This is a genomic window from Mesorhizobium sp. M0870 (assembly GCF_040319775.1).
GTDB lineage: Bacteria > Pseudomonadota > Alphaproteobacteria > Rhizobiales > Rhizobiaceae > Mesorhizobium.
On record NZ_JAMYOI010000025.1, the window covers coordinates 34,848 to 51,853 of the forward strand.

Below are 17,006 nucleotides of genomic sequence, written 5' to 3' on the forward strand. Positions count from 1 at the left end.
GTTCAGCGGCGCCGCGCGACCGAGACGGTGAAGATGCCCCATTGGTCGATGCGCTGGTCGAGCTTCTCGAACCCGGCGGATTCGACGAGCTGGTCCATCTCGCCCTGCGTGCGCCGCCGCATCACCCAGGCCTCGCCGCCGCGATGCGAAGTCAGGCTGCGGGCGATCATCTCGAGCTGCGGATGCCAAGGCTGGTTGGTGTAGAGCAGCAGGCTGCCCGGCTGCATGGCGCTGGCCAAACCACCAAGCGAGCGGGCGATCATCGCGTTGTCCGAGAACAGCTCGTAGAGGCCGGAAACGATGGCGAGGTCGGGGGCCGGATCGACGTTGGCGAGCATGTCGGCATCGAAGGCATCGGCGCGCTGGAACGAGACATCAGCCGGCAATTGCCGCTCAGCGATCAGCTTGCGGCCAAGCTGGACGTTGAGGTCGGAATAATCCTGCAGGCGAACGCTCGCTGGCTGGTCGGGGCTCTTCGCGATGGCATCGAGAACATAGCGGCCATGGCCGGCGGCGATGTCGAGAATGTGCGCCGGCCGGCCAGCGGCCTTGAGCGTCGCCACGCAAGAGCCGATGAGCTCTTCGAGATGCAGCTTGCGCTGGCGGATGCCGCGCCAGCCAATGGCCTCCAGGAAGACACGGTCGACGACGCGGCCAAGAGGTGTGAGACCCCGCGCGTCGTTCTCGTAGACGTAATCCAATGTGGAGCCGGAATCGAAGCCGGTGGCGATGCCGGTCTTCATGCCCTGCGAGACCCAGGCACCCATGCGGATGGAGGCGCGGCTGAATGCCCAATAGAGGCCCTTGGGCGACATCAGAGCGAGCGGCGAGGCAAGCCGGTCGGCCTCGTCGCGGGTGTAGCCGGCGATGTCCGCCTGCTTCAGGTCGACCGGCGCGTCCGGTGCCGCGAATTGCCTGGCGAGGAACGGCCGGATCAGCTCGAGGGCCTGCGCCCGGTCGCGTTCGCCCAGCGTGTCGTGAAAGAAGCCCGGCAGCACATGGCGTTCCTTGGTGCGGCTGCCGAGATTGACGAAGAACTCGTGCTGCGGGCCGTGGCGCACCACCCAGTCGCTGCCCGAGAGCAGAAGCTGGGTCGGCACGCTGATGGCGCGGGCGTCAGCGACGATGCGTGCGGCATGCTGGTAGAGTTCGACCAGGATGTTGGAAGCGATCGGCCGCGTGATCAGCGGATCGCTCTCGAAGGAGGCGATGCGCACGGGATCATGGGTCAGGAATTTCGCCTTGACGTAGGAATTGACGAAAAAGCGGCCCTTGATCTTCTGCCAGAGTGCGATGCCTTCCTTGGCGAAGGGCACGTAGAGTTTCACCGAGAAGGCCGGTGAGGCCAGCACCATGGCGCGCAACTTCGGCGCATAGTCATGCACCCAGGCGGCGGCAAGCACAGCGCCGAAGGATTGCGCGATCAGCGCGATATCCCCAGTGGCGAAGCCATCCCTGGCGGCAATCTCGCGCATGAAGCAGTCGATGTCGCGCACCAGGGCCGAGAAGGAAGGGGCATAGCCGCGCTCGCCGGACGAACGGCCATTGCCGCGGGCATCCCAGGCATAGAAGGCGTGGTCCGGCATCCGCAATTCGTCGACGAGATGGGCCATGCGGCCGCCATGCTCGTGGCCGCGATGGAACAGCACCACCGCGCCTTTGGCATCGGCCGAAGCCGCAGGCCAGAATCGGTAGAAGATCTCCGCCCCGTCATGGCTGCGGAAGACCCGCTCCTGCGCTTGCCGCGCAAAGCTTTGCGTGGCCGCGGCGGCGATCGGTTCGTGCATCATGGTCTTTCCCTCTGGCGGCATGGCGAGCCTCGATGCTCAGCTGGCGCTGCCAATAAGGCCGGCGCGTATCCGGTTTATGGCGGTCAGCAGCGAAAGCGTTGCCATGGCCGGAAACACAAACGGTGCTATCGATGCCGGCCAGAGCCCGGCGGCGCACAGCACGGCGACCACACCGAGCGCCAGCGCTCTGTCGCTCTTGCCGAATGGCCCGGCATAGTTGCGTCCGATCTTGGCGGCGATGCCGAGCACGCCGGCGAATTCGGTCAGCACGGCCGATATCGCGAAGGCGACGACGCCCCATGCGCCAAATTCCGGAAAGACGGCAAAAGGAAGAATCAGTGCGAGGTCCGAAACGACGTCGCACAACTCGTTCAGATACATGCCGAGCGTCGACGCCTGCCCATGTTCCCGTGCCAGCATGCCATCCACGGCATTCAGCGCCATGCGCACGAACATCACCACGGGGATAAGCAACAGCAGCCAGCGCCATTCGTGCAGGATCGCGATGGCCGCGCCGGCGGTTATCGACATCACGGCCGCCAGGATGGTTATGCTGTTTGCGGTGACCCCGATTGCCGCCAGCCGATTGACCAGCGGCCGCAGCCGTCCCTGGAAGGCCGGCTTGAGAGCGTAGAGCGTCGGCATTTTCGTGATCCCCCGATCCTGACCAACGGCTGTACATCAATATGTCAGACCCGACCAGCATGACGTGGCGGAGCGGCGAAGCCGGCTGGCATGGCGACAGGCGCTCACCAATCGGTAACCATGCCTGCATCGCATGACTGTCGTGCATATCTGCCGGCTTCTTATGCAACGCGGCATCTTGAATAGTGAGCACGCTTATTATATATCCCGCTCATGGTTTCCGATGGCATCGACAGATTGGGCTTCTTGATTCACGACGTGCAGCGCCTGATGCGCAAGCGCTTCGAGGCGAGGGCCAGTGGCTTGGGGCTTTCTTCGGCGCAATGGCGGCTTCTGGTCCGCGTTGCCAAGGAAGACGGCGTCGCGCAGGCACGGCTGGCCGAACTTCTCGAAATCGAGCCGATCAGCGTTTCGCGCCTGGTCGACCGCATGGAGGAGGGAGGCTGGATCGAGCGTCGTGCCGACGCCGCCGATCGTCGCGTCCGCATGATCTTCCTGACGCCCAAGGCGAGCGACGCCTACGCCGTGATCAAGAGCATTGCCGGGGAAGTCTATGAGGAATCGCTGGTCGGCGTGAAGCCGGAAGCCCGTCGCGTCCTCGTCGAAGGGCTCGAGGCGATGGTCCGCAACCTGACCGACGACGAGACGCCGTCCATTGAAAAAGTGAAGAATACAGAAGGCGCAGCAGCATGAACGCGGTAGCCAAGATAGACAAGAACACGACCGAACTGGAGATGGAAGCGCCGGCGCAGCCGGCCGCGGCCCCGGTGGCGGTTGCTCCCCCAGTGCAGCCGGCCCCGGCGCCGGTGAAGAAAAAGCGCCGGCTGGGCCGCTTCCTGCTGATGGTCGCGCTGCCCGCGGCACTCGCTGTCGGGGGCGGCTACGTCTGGGTCACCGGCGGCCGCTACCAGGAGACCGAGAACGCCAACCTGCAGCAGGCCAAGGTGTCGATCGCTTCCGACACGGCAGGCCGCATCGTCAAGGTCGACATCTTCGATAACCAGCTGGTCAAACAGGGTGACGAGCTGTTTGCCATCGACCCCGAGCCATACCGGATCGCGCTGGCGCAGGCCGACGCGGCGGTGGCGGGCGCGCGTCTCAATGTCGAGCAGCTGCGCGCGGCCTATGGCCAGTCGATGGCTCAGCAGAAGTCCGATGCCAGCCAGGTCGTCTTCGCCCAGTCGCAGTTCGACCGCGCCGCCGATCTTGCCCAGAAGGGCATCAACGCCAAATCGTCGCTGGACGAGGCCAAGAACGATCTCGACAAGGCCAAGCAGCAGCTGGCCGTTGCCGAGCAAGGCATCATCAGCGCCAAGGCAGCCCTTGGCGGCAATCCCGACATCGAGACCGACAAGCACCCGACCGTGATGGCCGCGCTCGCCGCGCGCGACAAGGCGGCCTACGACCTGGCGCAGACCACGGTCAAGGCGCCGGCGGACGGCATCGTCAGCCAGGCCTCGTCGTTCAAGGTCGGCCAGTATGTCGGTTCCGGCACGCCGCTGTTTTCGCTGGTCGAGACCGGCGACACCTGGATCGATGCCAATTTCAAGGAAACGCAGCTCACCCACATGAAGCCCGGCCAGAAGGCCGAGATCGTGGTCGACACCTATCCAGGGCGCACCTTCGAGGCGACGGTCAAGGCGATCGGCGCCGGCACGGGAGCCGAGTTCTCGCTGCTGCCAGCCCAGAATGCCACCGGCAACTGGGTCAAGGTCACGCAGCGCATCCCGGTTCGTCTCGAATTGACCGATGCGGACGCCAAGATGGCGTTGCGCACCGGCATGAGCGCCACCGTTACCGTCGACACCGGCGTGGCGCGTGGCCTGCCTTCGATCTTCGGTCACGCCACGGCTGGCGAGGCCGCGCAGTAACGTCAGAATGCCGCAGGACCAGCGGCGGAGGTGAATAGCAGGATTGGTCTGATGGGAGGAGCTGGAGGATCAGCGTTTGGGCGCGCCGCGTAGCGGCCTGGCCGAAATCTGAAATCTCCGACGCGGACCCGTCGGTCCTCATGTTTCCGGGCGGCAGGCATCCGCTCATCAGAGACTTTCAGTCGATGTAACCCCCACATCGACAATCGCGTCCCACCGCGACGAGGGTCTCTCAACGGAAGGCGTTGCCGCCCGGAAACCCCTTGTACACGTTTTTGTTACCTGCTGGAAGTTTCATGCCATGAGCACGCCCGAACCCTTCAAAGAAGTGCCGCATCGCGGCCTGATCACGGTCGCGCTCATGCTGGCGACGATCATGCAGGCGCTCGACACGACGATCGCCAACGTCGCGCTGCCGACCATGACCGGCGATCTCGGCGCCTCACCCGACAACATCAACTGGGTGCTGACCTCCTACATCGTTGCCGCCGCCATCATGACGCCGGTCACCGGCTGGCTGGCCGATCGCTTCGGCCGCAAGGAACTGTTCCTGGGGGCGGTTGTCGGTTTCACCGTGTTTTCGATGCTGTGCGGTATCGCCTGGAGCCTGGAGAGCATAGTGTTCTTCCGGCTGATGCAAGGCGTGTTCGGCGCCGCCATCGTGCCACTGTCGCAAACCTTCCTGCTCGACATCAACCCCAGGGAGCGCCACGGCCAGGCAATGGCCATCTGGGGCGCTGGCATCATGCTGGGGCCAATCCTGGGTCCGACGCTCGGCGGCTGGCTGACCGAAAATTTCAACTGGCGCTGGGTGTTCTTCATCAACCTGCCGGTCGGCATCATCGCCTTCCTCGGTATGGCCGCCTATCTGCCGGCGGTTGCCCGGCGAGTGCGCAGCTTCGATTTCTTCGGCTTCGCCATGTTATCGCTCGGTGTCGGTGCGCTGCAGTTGCTGCTTGACCGCGGCGGCGAGGTCGACTGGTTTTCCTCGGTCGAGATCTGGATCGAGCTTGCTCTTTCGATCACCGGATTCTGGGTGTTCATCATCCACACGCTGACGGCGGAACGTCCTTTCATCGATCCCAAGATCTTCCTCGACCGCAATTTCGTGACCGGGCTGGCATTCATCTTCGTCATGGGCGTGCTGATCCTGGCCTCGATGTCGCTGCTGCCGCCGATGCTGTCGACCATCTTCGGCTATCCGACCGTCACCATCGGTGTCGTGTTGGGGCCGCGCGGTGTCGGCACCATGATTTCGATGCTTGTCGTCGGGCGGCTCATGAGCAGGATCGACGCCAGGATTCTTGTCGTCATCGGCTTTCTGCTCACGGCGCAATCGCTCTACACCATGTCCAGCTTCACGCCACAGATGGACAATTGGCTGATCCTCAGCTCCGGCGTCATCCAGGGCCTGGGGATGGGAATGGTGTTCGTGCCGCTGTCGACCGTCGCCTTCGCCACGCTTGACGTGCGCTTCCGCACCGATGCCACGGCTTTGTTCAGCCTGGTGCGCAATCTTGGCTCATCCATCGGCGTGTCGGTCGTGACGGTTCTGATGGTGCGCAACACGCAGGTCAACCACACCGAGCTTTCGGCCTTCATCAACCCGTTCAATCCGAATCTGTGGGCGGTCTCTCCAGCCGCCGCGAGCGGCGATCCTATGGCGCTCTCACAGGTCGATCGCATGGTCAATCTCCAGGCGATGATGATCTCCTACGTCAACGACTTCAAAATGCTCATGGTGATGACGCTGCTTGCCATTCCGTTTGTTTTCCTGCTGCGCAAGCCGAAGCAGGCGCCTGCCGGCGGCGCGCCGGCAGCGCATATGGACTAGCTTTCCATCCTATTTTCCGAGCACCAGGCTCCAGTAACGGAGCTTGCTGTCGCCGCCGTCGCGCACATAGGCAAGGCCGAAGCGGGTGAAGCGCGGGTCGAGCATGTTGCGGCGATGGCCGGGCGAATGCACCCAGATGTCGAACAGCTTCTCAAGATCGAAACGGCCCTCGGCGATGTTCTCCGCCGCGGCACCGGAAATTCGATTGTCCCTGACGCGCGAGGCGAAATCCTTGCCCCAGCCGGTGGTGTGGCTCATGCGGCGGCGCTGCGCCATGTAGCCGGCCTGCTGCAGGGCGGCCTGTTCGAGCTGCCGGTCGGGGACCATCGGCGCCAGCCCGGCCGAGGCGCGGATACTGGCCAGCGTGCCGGTGGCGGAGGAGGAGACCCCGGCGCCTTCGCCGGTTGGCAGTGAAACAGCGCTGCAGGCGGCGAGTCCCGCTAGGGCGGCGAGGCCGGTCAACACCATGCGCCTGTTCAGATTCGGCATCGGGTAGGTTTCGATTTTCGCTATGGTCATGCCCCTGAGATAACGTCGATCATGGCTTTTGCCGGGCAGGGCGGCGAAAATCGAAGATGTTAGGCGGCAGTATCGAGATCTGCGTCCGAGGAACCGCGCATCCGGTCGTCTTCCGTATGCACCCACCACGAGCCCAGCGCGTCGATGAGCGGTACAAGCTTGCGGCCAGGCGCCGTGAGGTCATAGTCGACCCGCAGCGGATAGCCCGAGCGGGCCGTTCGCCTCACGATACCGGCGTCCTCGAGCTTGCGCAGTTCCAGAGCCAGAATGCGGTGCGACACGGTGGGGTTGTCGCGTCTCAGGTCACTGAACCGCTTGGTCCCGTCCTTCAGATAATAGAGCAGCAGCGTGGGCCAGCGGCCGCTGAGCACGCGCATGGTCTCTTCGATCGGGCAGCGTGAGACGACGTCTTTCATGGGCGGATCCTGGTTACAGAATTGTGCGTAATTTACATGGGACGACCAGCGTTTAGGGTCAAGTTTCGCTGCGCGGCGTGATCTCCTCAATCACGGAAGAAAACAAATGGAACCTATCCTGCTTTATGGCTTCCCGGCGGGAAGCTCGATGGGGCTCGTCGCTGCCTTCGAACGCGTCGGGCAACCCTATCGCCTGTGCCGCGTCGACATGCTCACCGAGATGAAAAACGATGCCTATGCCAGCATCAACGACCGTCAGGAAACGCCGGTGCTGATCACCGACGAAGGCCGGGTGCTCACCGAGACAATGGCCATCGCCGCATGGCTCGAAGCCCGCGACACACAGCGTCGCATCAGCTTCGAACCGCGCACGCCGCAAGCCGACCGCATGCACCAGTTGATGGCCTTCGTGAACACCGGTTTCACCGCCGCCTTCAGCCCGCTCTGGGTGGCATTGGAAATGGCGGCGGATGAACCCGCGCTGAAGGCGACCTTGCGGGAGTTCGGCCGCAAGGCCGTTGCGGAACGTCATGATCGGCTCGAGGCGATGATCGCCGGTACGGATTTCCTGGTCGGCGACGGGCTGACTCTTGCCGATACCACGCTGATCGGCGTGGCACGCTGGGCGGAATTTCACCAGGCGATCGACGGCGCTGCCTATCCCAAGCTGGCCGGATTGCGCCTTCGCATCGAAGCCGATCCGGCCGTGCGTTATGCCCTGGCTGTCGAGGATGGCGAACAACCCGCCGGTTCTGGCGCCTGCCTTGGCCACGTCCCCCTGACTGAGGTGATCGATCGCTTCGCTGCACCGGCGCAATCGTAGCGATACCCCATTTTCAACCAGGATGTGCCTTTGTGAGAGGCACTGATCTGCCGGAGTGCGGTCGCCGCACTCCGGCATTGTTAAACGCGACCGCCATTTTTCTCAACGCGACCGCTTGGGCCGCCTGTCGTTTCTCATTTCACCAGAGTGATCATCCGATCGGCATACATTGTGCGATTTCCAAGCGCCGCCGCGCAGTCCGACTTGACGGACGAGTTTCCGGTCATCTGTATCGTATTGCCGACAAGCCTGAGACAGTTGCCCTGGGCGCTCATATCAGAGTTGCCGGCGTAGGAAATGGGCGCGTCCGGCGCGTAGATAAAACCGCTGATCACGGAATTTGCGCCGCCATTCAATGTCAGAGCAGACGTGTTGCCGTGATCCTGAAAAATGGTGATACCGGCATAAGGGCCGCTGGTGGGCGGGGAAAGGTTCACCTTCTCATTGGCATTTATGTAGATCTGAGCGCTTTCCATGAGAAATATGGTCACGCCCTGGCCAGTCAGGCTGCCGTTTCCCCCTGGCTTTATGGTGGTGCCGCGCATGATGTAGACGCCCGGATTAAGCGTGATGTTTCCCGACAATGTCTTGTCGCAATAAGTGCCTGGCGACAGCGTGTAGGTTTTGCCGTTCGGGACCGGCAAACACAATGTGTAAGGGGGAGGAACGACGTCGGCCAGCGGATCAAAGGATGCGTACCGATGTTCGTGCGGCGTTCCGCAGGCGAGACTGGCGCTGGGTGGCAACAGCCCGCTGGTGCCGCCGACAGTTGAGACACAGCCCGCTGAAACCAGGGCGGAGCCGCCCCTGTTCACGGAATCGGGGGCGTCCGAGTTCGCCGCGATCACACAATTGTCCATCGAGACGTTGGTCGAGCCCTGCAGGTTCACGGCGGCGGACGCATGCGGATCGAGCGCCAGCACGCAGGCCTGCGCGCCAGGTTTTATCTTGACCGAGGCCGAGCGGTAGGCCTGCCAGGGGGCCGAGGCGCTGATGAAGCTTGGGCGGCTTATGCTGGACGACAGCGAGATAAAGTAGGCGCTTGGGCTGCCGCTTGCCGTTGCCGCGAAAGCGGAGACGCTGCCCAGATATTCCTGCTGGTCGGCCACGCTCATATTGGCGGCGAAGAATTGCAGCCCAAGCTGCTGGACATCGCCGGCCGCCATATCGGGAGAGAACTTCGTGCCGATGGCGAGCCCCGCCGCGTCAAGCGAGTTCTGTAGTTGCGAGGCGTCATGGCTCGTGCCGATCAGATCAACGGCGCCGGCCAAACCAATCATTATCGGCAGCATCCCGATGGCGGTCGTTATGGCAAAGTTGCCACGCTCCGAAGACCAAAAGCCTTTCAATGCGAACATAGTTCCTCGCCGAACTTCGTAAAGCTCAGGTGATACGCCAAAGATCCCTACGAGCAATTTAAGTAAATGCTAAAATGCGTAAATGCTAAAATGCAGCACAATGATTGGTCAAAATGAAGGACCGCCAAGGTACGCCATATGAGAGGCCATACGGAGAGTTGAACACTACGAGGAGTTGCTCCCCAGGCAATTGACGCGGCGACAATCGCCGCCAACTCTGCTATCGTGCCTCTCGTTCTTGAAGTGGCAGCTCTGGCGGCCATCCTGGCGGTGACCGCCCCGACACACGGGAGGAAGGTTATGGCCGGCTTTCATGTCATGGCGGACGCACGTGGAATGCATGTGCAGCCAACGGTGCGCCGCATCACCACGTCGGACCTTTGGGATGCGCTGCGCCTCGGCGTCGAGGATTTCTGGGCAAAACCTTCGCACTATGTGTTCCTGTGCTTGATCTATCCCATCGTCGGCCTGATCCTGACGCAGTGGACGTCCGGGGCCAACGCCATCCAGCTCATCTATCCCCTGATGTCGGGTTTCGCGCTGGTCGGGCCCTTTGCGGCGCTCGGCCTTTACGAGATCAGCCGCCGGCGCGAACTCGGCATGAACACCTCCTGGCGGCACGCGTTTGATGTGCGGCGCTCGTCCGCGGTTCCGTCGATCGCCGTCATCGGGATCATGCTGGTGGCGCTGTTCCTGTTATGGCTCTACACCGCGCAATCGATCTACACCGGCCTGTTCGGCGACCAGCCGCCGGCCTCGATCGGTGGCTTCATCCGCGACGTGCTGACCACCAGCAAGGGCTGGACGCTGATCCTTGCCGGCAATGCCGCGGGCTTTGTCTTTGCCGTAATCGTGCTGGCCACCACCGTGGTTGCCTTCCCGCTGCTGCTCGACCGTGACGTCGGCGCCGTTTCGGCGATCGAGACCTCGGCCCGGGCGGTAATGGCCAACCCGCTGCAGATGGCGCTGTGGGGCTTGCTGGTCGCCGTGCTTCTGGTGATCGGTTCCATCCCGCTGTTTGCCGGGCTAGCCGTCGTCATGCCGGTGCTCGGCCATGCCACCTGGCATCTCTACCGCAAGGTGGTCGAGCCCGAGCGGGCGCAGCAGACAAGGCGGCCGATGTAGGGTGCGCTGTCGCTAACTTCTTGCAATCACTCAACGACGATAGGCCGTTCAGCGATTGAGCTGGGAAACATCACCGCCCCAAAACGCGGCGCGCGGTCTTGACCGGGCGCTTTCCAGGAAGGCGACAATGATTGGATGCGGGTGCTGCTTTGTCGACGTCAGCTGCGGCACGAAGAGCGTGGCAAGGTAGAATGGGTGGGATGGCAGCAGGAGGACGCGAGCCTCGCCATTCGAATCCCTGCCGACAATGTGAAAGCCGCCGGCGTCCAGTTCTTTCTGGTAGGCTGGATTGATGCCGAAGTTGCAATAGTAGCGCTCTTTCGTGTTCGTTTGTCCATAAATCCGCGCTGCCCGGCTCCCTCGCGTCAGAAATACGTCCATGGTTTGCCCAACGAGTGAACAGGTCAGCTGTGTGACGAACAGGGTGGAAGCATAGGGATCGTATTCCGCATGCTCGGCGTCCTGGAAACCCAGCACGTTGCGGGCATATTCGACGACCATATGCTGGCAACCGCCGCAGGTTCCCAAAGCAGGAATTTCGTTTTCCCTGGCATGCCGGATGGCATTCAGAGCGCCATTCATGCTCCTGTACGGGCTGCCTGGAGCGATCCAGATCGCATCAAAAGGTGCCAGCTTGTCGCTGACCCCGGTGATCAGTTCTTCGGTCGAAATCCACTGGTGTTCGTACTGGATACCGAGCGTGGACCCGGCATGATCCAGCGCTTCGTCCATCTTGGCGTGTGGTTCGAAAGATGGCGTGTATTCACCGATCAGCGCCAATGCGAGTCGTTGTGTCATGAGAGCTCCTATGAATTGAAGTGAGCTTCCAGATGCGTTATCGGAGATGCATAAGTAAAATGCATTCGGATGATATCTATCATGACTATCACTAATATCACTCTCGCTCAGCTGCGGGTCCTGACCATGATTGTCGAAGACGCGAGCTTTTCGACGGCCGCTACGCGGATCGGCATGACGCAGTCGGGCGCAAGCCAGGCGATGAGAAGCCTTGAAGGCGTTCTTGGAGTGAAGCTTCTGGTTCGCGGCAAGAACGGGGTGTTTCCGACGGAAATTGGACAAGCAGTGCTTCAGGATGCGCGAGAGGCCGTTCTGGCCATCGAGCGAATCCAGCAAAGGAGCGCCGCAGCTTCAGGCGCTCAGACCGGGCGGTTGCGCATTGGAAGCGTGGCAAGCGCGGTAGAGCGTTTGCTGCCGCAAATACTTGCCCGCTTCCAGCGGCTTTTCCCCGGCGTCGAACTGGTTTTGCTGGAAGGAACCGATCATGAGGTTCTGGAATGGGTTGAAACAGCAGTCGTTGACGTCGGCCTGACCTCCGAACAATCAGCCGAAACTGTCGGGGATGTAGTCCTGGAGGATGATTTCGTCTTTCTTGCTGCTTGCGACCACCCGCTAGCAGCGACGGCGCGCGTCAAATTGTGCGACCTGGCCGACGAGAATTTCATCATGTCGGGCTCTGGTTGCGAGCCGGTCATCCGTCAGCTCTTCGCATCCGTGAACATCTCGCCTAAGGTTGTCCTTACGGTTCGCGATACGGCTGCCCTGGTGGAAATGGTGTCGCAGGGGATCGGTGTGACACTGATGCCTGAGCTTTCCACTCCGGAAGGAGACGCTCGCGTGTGTCGAATTCCCATTGTTCCTTGTGTTCAGAGGCGGCTGCTCGTTGTCAGTCTTGCAAGGGCCAATCGTTCGCCAGCCGCGGAGAAATTCGTGCAGCTGCTGGCGCCCTGACGTTTCTAGCTCAGCTCGCGATCATCGTCCAAGGCGAATTCAGCGCTGCGCCTCTGTCGCCATCTTCAGCGCAAGTGCCGCCAGCACGGTGCCCATCATCCAGCGCTGGATGACCAGCCACAAAGGCCGTCCGGCGAGAAAGGTGGCGATCGAGCCGGCCGTCACCGCGATGACGGCATTGACGCTGAGACTGATCGAAATCTGCGTCGCGCCGAGCACCAGTAGCTGCGACAGGACGTGGCCTTTGCCGGGGCTGATGAACTGCGGCAACAGCGACAGATAGAGCACGGCCACCTTCGGATTGAGCAGATTCGTCATCAGGCCCATGGCGAAAAGCTTGCGCGGCCTGTCCCTCGGCAATTCGCGCACTTCGAACGGCGAGCGTCCGCCCGGCTTCACCGCCTGCCAGGCCAGCCACAGGAGATAGAGCACGCCGGCAAAGCGCAGCGCGTCATAGGCGTAGGGCACGGCGAGCAGCAGCGCGGTGATGCCGAACGCCGCCGCCAGCACATAGAAGACAAAGCCGAGTGCCACGCCGCCAAGCGAGATGAGCCCCGCCTTCGGCCCCTGCGACAGGGAACGCGAGATCAGATAGATCATGTTGGGGCCAGGCGTCAGCACCATGCCGAGGCAGACCAGCGCGAAGGCGAGATGATTGGCCGTTTCGGGCATCTGTTCTTCCCCAGCGCGCCGCGAATGGATGCACGATCCGGCAGGCGGCCAACATGTGCCTGTCCCGGCAGGCGCGCGCAAGTGCATGGCGGCGCCAGCCGTTGTTCCAGCTAGCCGCCGGTGCCTACGGATCAGCCGACGACGCGCAGGTTCGACAGTTCGTTGCCGATTTCCTTGAAATCGTTCGACAAGCTGGCGCCGGTGGCGTTCCAGAACAGTTTTGCCGGCTTGCTCGCGTCCGTTGGATCCTTGCGGAAGCGCGAGTTCGACGAGCAGGATTTCAGCGCCTCGATCGCCTGCTGGTCGGCGATTTTAGTCGTCGACAGATCGAGCGCCACAGTCATCACCATGATGTTGGCTGCCTTGGCGTTGTTGCAAAGCGTCGCCATCTGCTCGTTGAGCGCGTTGGTATAATTGCCGTTAGAATAATCGAATTGGCCAATGGTGCTCGATGTGCCCATGAACAGGCGGCCCACCGACGTGCCGTTGTAGCCGGGTTTGAGATAGCCGAAGGACGCATAGGTCGACTTCGAATCGGCGGGGTCGGAATAGCCGAGCGAGGAAGGCGTGTAGTAGGTGTTGGCGCCGTCGGTCAGCACGATCACGACCTTGTCGTTGCCCCTCTCGGTTTCCGGGCGTCCTTGCGTGAAGGGCTCGCCGCTCGAAACCACGCGCCATCCCCAGGCGATGCCTTCGGGAACATTGGTGCCGCCATCGGGCTTCATCAGGTCGATCGCGGCCTTGATCGCCGTGAGCCCAGTGGCAACGCTGACATCGGTCAGCGGCGTGATCGGGTTGGTGGAGCAGCTGTAGTTCGGCCCGTTGCCGGCGGCCAGCGCCGGCGCATTGATCGGCCGCGGCTGGAAATATTTGGCCATGTTGCGCAACCGGGATTGGCCGGTGCTGCTTGTCGGGTCGTCATTCCACCAGCTGTTGATAGCGCCATAGGCCGTCGGCGCGGCCTCATCCGGATCCTGAGTGATCTTCCAATGGTTGCCGGGTTCGTCAGGGGCGAACATCGGCACGAACATCGTCGCCGGATCGCCAATCCCTATGCCGGTGTTCGCAGAGCCGCCGGAAGGCGCCGCGTCGTTGACATTGTAGGGATAGGGCCTGGCCTCGACGCAACCCTGCCAACTGGCGAACGGGCCATAGGAATCGATGTAGTCGTATTCGTCGTGGTCGCGTTTGCAGGTGTTGTTCGAGTTGTATTCGTCGCAAACCACGCGCTTGCTGTTGGTGACACGCTCATGGTTGGTGACGACCTTCATGTCTCGGTAGAGCGAAAACCGGGTCAGCATCTGGCCTTCGCCGGTACCCCATCCGGTGCCGCGCTTGTACCAGATACCGTTGGTCTGCTGGGCGTATTTGTCGACCGCGTTCAGCGTCGACCAGTCGAAATTCTCGTTCGATACCGGCGACAGTCCTTCGGTGTCCATCCAGGACGCGTTACCGTTGCCGGGTCCGACATTGACCGAGGCGGCAAACGGCACGAGGCCGAACTGCACCGGCCTGTCGACCTGCTTGATCATCGCCGCCTGCTGGGCCAGCGTGTCGACCAGCTGTTTGGCCGCGGTCTTGAGAAGGTCGATCCGCGTTTGCCCCGAGCCCGTTCCGGTCTTGGTCATCGACCCGGAATTGTCGAGCACCAGGGCGACTTCAAGAGTGTTCTTCAGCCGCACTTCCGAGGAGACGTTGAAGCTGATCTTCTGGTTGGCGTCGGTTTCGGATTTGCCGACGAGCTGACCGAAGACCGGATAGAAATAGGGCTTGTAGTCAAGCCGCGCGCTCATCTTGAGCAAGCCCCCGCCGGCGGTGTTGCTTGGCAAGGTGACGCTGAGCGTCGTGTTGGCAGGGTTGATCTTGTTGAGGTTGGCATTGAAGAAATCGAGCGCATAGGCTCTCAACTGGTCGTCGGTAGCACCTTCCGTCAGCCGGCGCGCCGTGGCGAAGTTTGCGGCATCGAGCGCATTCGAAACCGCCTGTTTTTCGCGGCTCATCTCGGTGAAGTCGACGGCCATCGCCAGGGCGCCCATGAGCGGAACCATCGCGACGACGGTCATAAGAGCATAGTTGCCGCGTTGGTCGCGGCAGAACTGACGCCAAAGTCCATGCATGTCTTGCAGCGGCCCCCGCCGGCGGATTCTCGATCAATGCCAGCTTTCCACAAAACGCTGAAGGCCGTGTTTGGGAAATCGCTCGATTGCCGGGGCAGCGCTTCACCAACCGCTAACCAATCGTGCCTGGCGAAAGCTGATGACAGGCCGGGGCGGTTCGGCTAATCCGAACCGGCTGCGGCGAACCGTCGGTCGCGGCGATCGCAACGATCATGACTGAAGGAAACGGCATGGCGGATTCGCCTGAAATCATCAGCTCGCTCGAAGACGTGTCGAAGGCCTATTCGGCAATCCTGTGCGACGTCTGGGGCGTGGTGCACAATGGTGAAACGCATTTCCCGGCGGCGGCCTCGGCATTGGCAAGGGCTCGAGAGGCGAAAATCCCCGTCGTCCTCATCACCAATTCGCCGCGCAGAAGTGCCGATGTCGTGGCGCAGATGAACGCGATCGGTGTTCCACCGTCAGCCTACGACCGGGTGGTTACCTCAGGCGACGTGACGCGGGATCTGATCGCCGAAGGGCCGCGCAAGATTTTCCATATCGGCGCCGACCGGGACTTCACCCTCTATGAAGGTCTCGACGTCGAGCTTGTCGAGGAGTTCGAGGCGTCCGGCATCGTCTGCACCGGCCTGTTCGACGACGAGGTCGAAAACCCCGAGGATTACACGGAGCTCCTGCGGCGGCTGCGCGCCCGGAACCTGCCTTTCATCTGCGCAAATCCCGACATCGTGGTCGAGCGCGGCGAACGCATCATATGGTGTGCCGGCGCGCTGGCGCGTGACTACGCCCAGCTCGGCGGCCGCACATTGATCGCTGGAAAACCTTACGCGCCGATCTACAATCTCGCGATGAAAGAGGTCGCCGAGATTCTTGGCCAGCCGGTCGAGCGCGGCCAGGTGCTGGCCATCGGCGACGGCATGATGACCGATGTGAAGGGCGCCGCCGACAATGGCTTCGATGTTCTTTATGTCTCCGGCGGCATCCATGCCCGCGACTATGGCGATGCCCTGTACCCGGACCCGGCAAGACTGGCGGCGTTCCTGGAAAAGCATGGCTATGGTCCGGTGGCCGTCATTCCCAGACTTCGGTAGGTGACGATGGCAGCCTTCCAACGCATCCTGGCAACCGCGCCGCTTCCCGCCGACCTGCGCGGCGGCGTGGTGGCGATCGGCAATTTCGATGGCGTCCATCGCGGCCATCAGGCGGTGCTCGAGCGGGCCTCTGCCGAGGCCGGACGGCGTGGAGTGCCGGCCCTGGTGCTGACATTCGAACCGCATCCGCGCAAGATCTTCAGGCCTGATATCCCGTTGTTCGTGCTGACGCCGCCGCCGATGAAGGCGAGGCTCCTGTCGCTGCTGGGCTTTGCCGCGCTGGTCGAACAGCCGTTCACGCGCGACTTCGCCTCGCTGTCGGCGGAAGCGTTCGTGACGGATGTGCTGGAAACGAACCTTGGCATTACCCACGCCGTGACCGGGTTCGATTTCCACTTCGGCAAGGATCGTCAAGGCGGCCCGGCCTACCTGATGGCGGCCGGCGAACGTCATGGCTTCGGCGTCACGCTCGTCGACGCCTTCCGGGACGAGGGCGCCGAGGTGGTGTCGTCCAGCCGCATCCGCGGATTGCTGGGCGAGGGCGAGGTGGCTGAAGCCGCCGGTCTGCTCGGCTACCGCTTCACCGTCGAAAGCGAGGTGGTCGGCGGACAGCAGCTTGGCCACACCCTTGGCTTTCCAACCGCGAATATGAGGCTGTCGGCTGAAGCCGCACTCAAGGAGGGCATCTATGCCGTCCGCTTCCGCCGCGCCGACGGCACGCTTCACGACGGCGTCGCCAGCTTCGGCCGTCGCCCGACGGTCGACGACAATGGCGCGCCGCTGCTTGAAACCTTCGTCTTCGACTTCTCCGAAGACCTCTATGGCGAGGTCTGTCAGGTTTCCTTCTTCGGTTTCCTGCGCCCGGAGGTGAAGTTCGAAGGGCTCGATGCGCTGGTCGCGCAGATGAAGCGCGATGAAGCCGAGGCACGCGCGCTGCTTGCCGGCGTCAAGCCGCTCTCCGATCTCGACGCGGCCATGGCTTTTTGAGTCCAGGCG

Annotated in this window: 16 protein-coding genes; 8 read left to right on the forward strand and 8 right to left on the reverse strand. The window is 62.4% G+C overall.

The window, feature by feature from the left end:
• Positions 1–2: 2 nt before the first annotated feature.
• Both NKH97_RS25225 and NKH97_RS25230 read right to left on the reverse strand, forming a co-directional pair.
• Entirely contained in the window at positions 3–1,787 is a 1,785-nt protein-coding gene (locus NKH97_RS25225; protein ID WP_502897092.1) for a bifunctional alpha/beta hydrolase/class I SAM-dependent methyltransferase, read from the reverse strand.
• A gap of 39 nt (positions 1,788–1,826) precedes the next feature.
• Complete coding sequence (locus NKH97_RS25230; RefSeq protein ID WP_023813526.1) at positions 1,827–2,435, reverse strand: CDP-alcohol phosphatidyltransferase family protein; 609 nt, start codon at positions 2,433–2,435, stop codon at positions 1,827–1,829.
• Positions 2,436–2,648: 213 nt separating this feature from the next.
• Here NKH97_RS25230 and NKH97_RS25235 point away from each other — a divergent pair, with 213 nt between their 5' ends.
• From NKH97_RS25235 to NKH97_RS25245, 3 genes are all read left to right on the forward strand, one after another.
• On the forward strand, positions 2,649–3,128 hold the full coding sequence (locus NKH97_RS25235) for a MarR family winged helix-turn-helix transcriptional regulator (protein WP_023813527.1): 480 nt from the start codon (positions 2,649–2,651) through the stop codon (positions 3,126–3,128).
• Complete coding sequence (locus NKH97_RS25240; protein ID WP_352752972.1) at positions 3,125–4,306, forward strand: HlyD family secretion protein; 1,182 nt, start codon at positions 3,125–3,127, stop codon at positions 4,304–4,306. Before NKH97_RS25235 ends, NKH97_RS25240 begins: the two co-directional genes overlap by 4 nt.
• Before the next feature lie 301 nt (positions 4,307–4,607).
• On the forward strand, positions 4,608–6,140 hold the full coding sequence (locus NKH97_RS25245; protein WP_023813528.1) for a DHA2 family efflux MFS transporter permease subunit: 1,533 nt from the start codon (positions 4,608–4,610) through the stop codon (positions 6,138–6,140).
• A gap of 9 nt (positions 6,141–6,149) precedes the next feature.
• Here NKH97_RS25245 and NKH97_RS25250 read toward each other — a convergent pair whose 3' ends face one another.
• Together NKH97_RS25250 and NKH97_RS25255 are read right to left on the reverse strand one after the other, a co-directional pair.
• Positions 6,150–6,659 carry a CAP domain-containing protein gene (locus NKH97_RS25250; RefSeq protein WP_352799014.1) on the reverse strand — a complete coding sequence of 170 codons (510 nt, stop codon included), beginning with the start codon at positions 6,657–6,659 and terminating at the stop codon, positions 6,150–6,152.
• A gap of 59 nt (positions 6,660–6,718) precedes the next feature.
• Entirely contained in the window at positions 6,719–7,075 is a 357-nt protein-coding gene (locus NKH97_RS25255; RefSeq protein WP_352442472.1) for a winged helix-turn-helix transcriptional regulator, read from the reverse strand.
• Positions 7,076–7,181: 106 nt separating this feature from the next.
• Here NKH97_RS25255 and NKH97_RS25260 point away from each other — a divergent pair, with 106 nt between their 5' ends.
• A complete protein-coding gene (locus tag NKH97_RS25260) occupies positions 7,182–7,898 on the forward strand; it encodes a glutathione S-transferase family protein (RefSeq protein WP_352442471.1) in 717 nt (238 codons plus the stop codon).
• A 134-nt stretch (positions 7,899–8,032) separates the two neighbouring features.
• Here the strand turns inward: NKH97_RS25260 and NKH97_RS25265 are convergent, their stop codons facing one another.
• Positions 8,033–9,256 (reverse strand): TadE/TadG family type IV pilus assembly protein, encoded by a 1,224-nt coding sequence (locus NKH97_RS25265; protein WP_128304793.1) that lies wholly within the window; start codon positions 9,254–9,256, stop codon positions 8,033–8,035.
• A gap of 300 nt (positions 9,257–9,556) precedes the next feature.
• Between NKH97_RS25265 and NKH97_RS25270 the strand changes: the two genes are divergently transcribed.
• A complete protein-coding gene (locus NKH97_RS25270; protein ID WP_023813533.1) occupies positions 9,557–10,381 on the forward strand; it encodes a DUF2189 domain-containing protein in 825 nt (274 codons plus the stop codon).
• 48 nt (positions 10,382–10,429) lie between these two features.
• Here the strand turns inward: NKH97_RS25270 and NKH97_RS25275 are convergent, their stop codons facing one another.
• Positions 10,430–11,179, reverse strand: coding sequence for a CTP synthase C-terminal region-related (seleno)protein (locus NKH97_RS25275; RefSeq protein ID WP_023813534.1), 750 nt, complete (start codon positions 11,177–11,179; stop codon positions 10,430–10,432).
• Between the two features lie 81 nt (positions 11,180–11,260).
• Between NKH97_RS25275 and NKH97_RS25280 the strand changes: the two genes are divergently transcribed.
• Positions 11,261–12,130: a LysR family transcriptional regulator gene (locus NKH97_RS25280; protein ID WP_164892996.1), complete on the forward strand. Its 870-nt coding sequence runs from the start codon at positions 11,261–11,263 to the stop codon at positions 12,128–12,130.
• Positions 12,131–12,169: 39 nt separating this feature from the next.
• On the opposite strand, the gene NKH97_RS25285 is transcribed toward NKH97_RS25280, so the two are convergent.
• Together NKH97_RS25285 and NKH97_RS25290 are read right to left on the reverse strand one after the other, a co-directional pair.
• Entirely contained in the window at positions 12,170–12,802 is a 633-nt protein-coding gene (locus NKH97_RS25285) for a LysE family translocator (protein WP_023813536.1), read from the reverse strand.
• Positions 12,803–12,933: 131 nt separating this feature from the next.
• Entirely contained in the window at positions 12,934–14,919 is a 1,986-nt protein-coding gene (locus tag NKH97_RS25290) for a TadE/TadG family type IV pilus assembly protein (RefSeq protein WP_023813537.1), read from the reverse strand.
• A gap of 230 nt (positions 14,920–15,149) precedes the next feature.
• On the opposite strand from NKH97_RS25290, the gene NKH97_RS25295 reads away from it, so the two are divergent.
• Both NKH97_RS25295 and NKH97_RS25300 read left to right on the forward strand, forming a co-directional pair.
• Positions 15,150–16,010 (forward strand): TIGR01459 family HAD-type hydrolase, encoded by an 861-nt coding sequence (locus NKH97_RS25295; protein ID WP_023813538.1) that lies wholly within the window; start codon positions 15,150–15,152, stop codon positions 16,008–16,010.
• Between the two features lie 6 nt (positions 16,011–16,016).
• Positions 16,017–16,997, forward strand: coding sequence for a bifunctional riboflavin kinase/FAD synthetase (locus NKH97_RS25300; protein ID WP_352799018.1), 981 nt, complete (start codon positions 16,017–16,019; stop codon positions 16,995–16,997).
• Positions 16,998–17,006 lie beyond the last annotated feature (9 nt).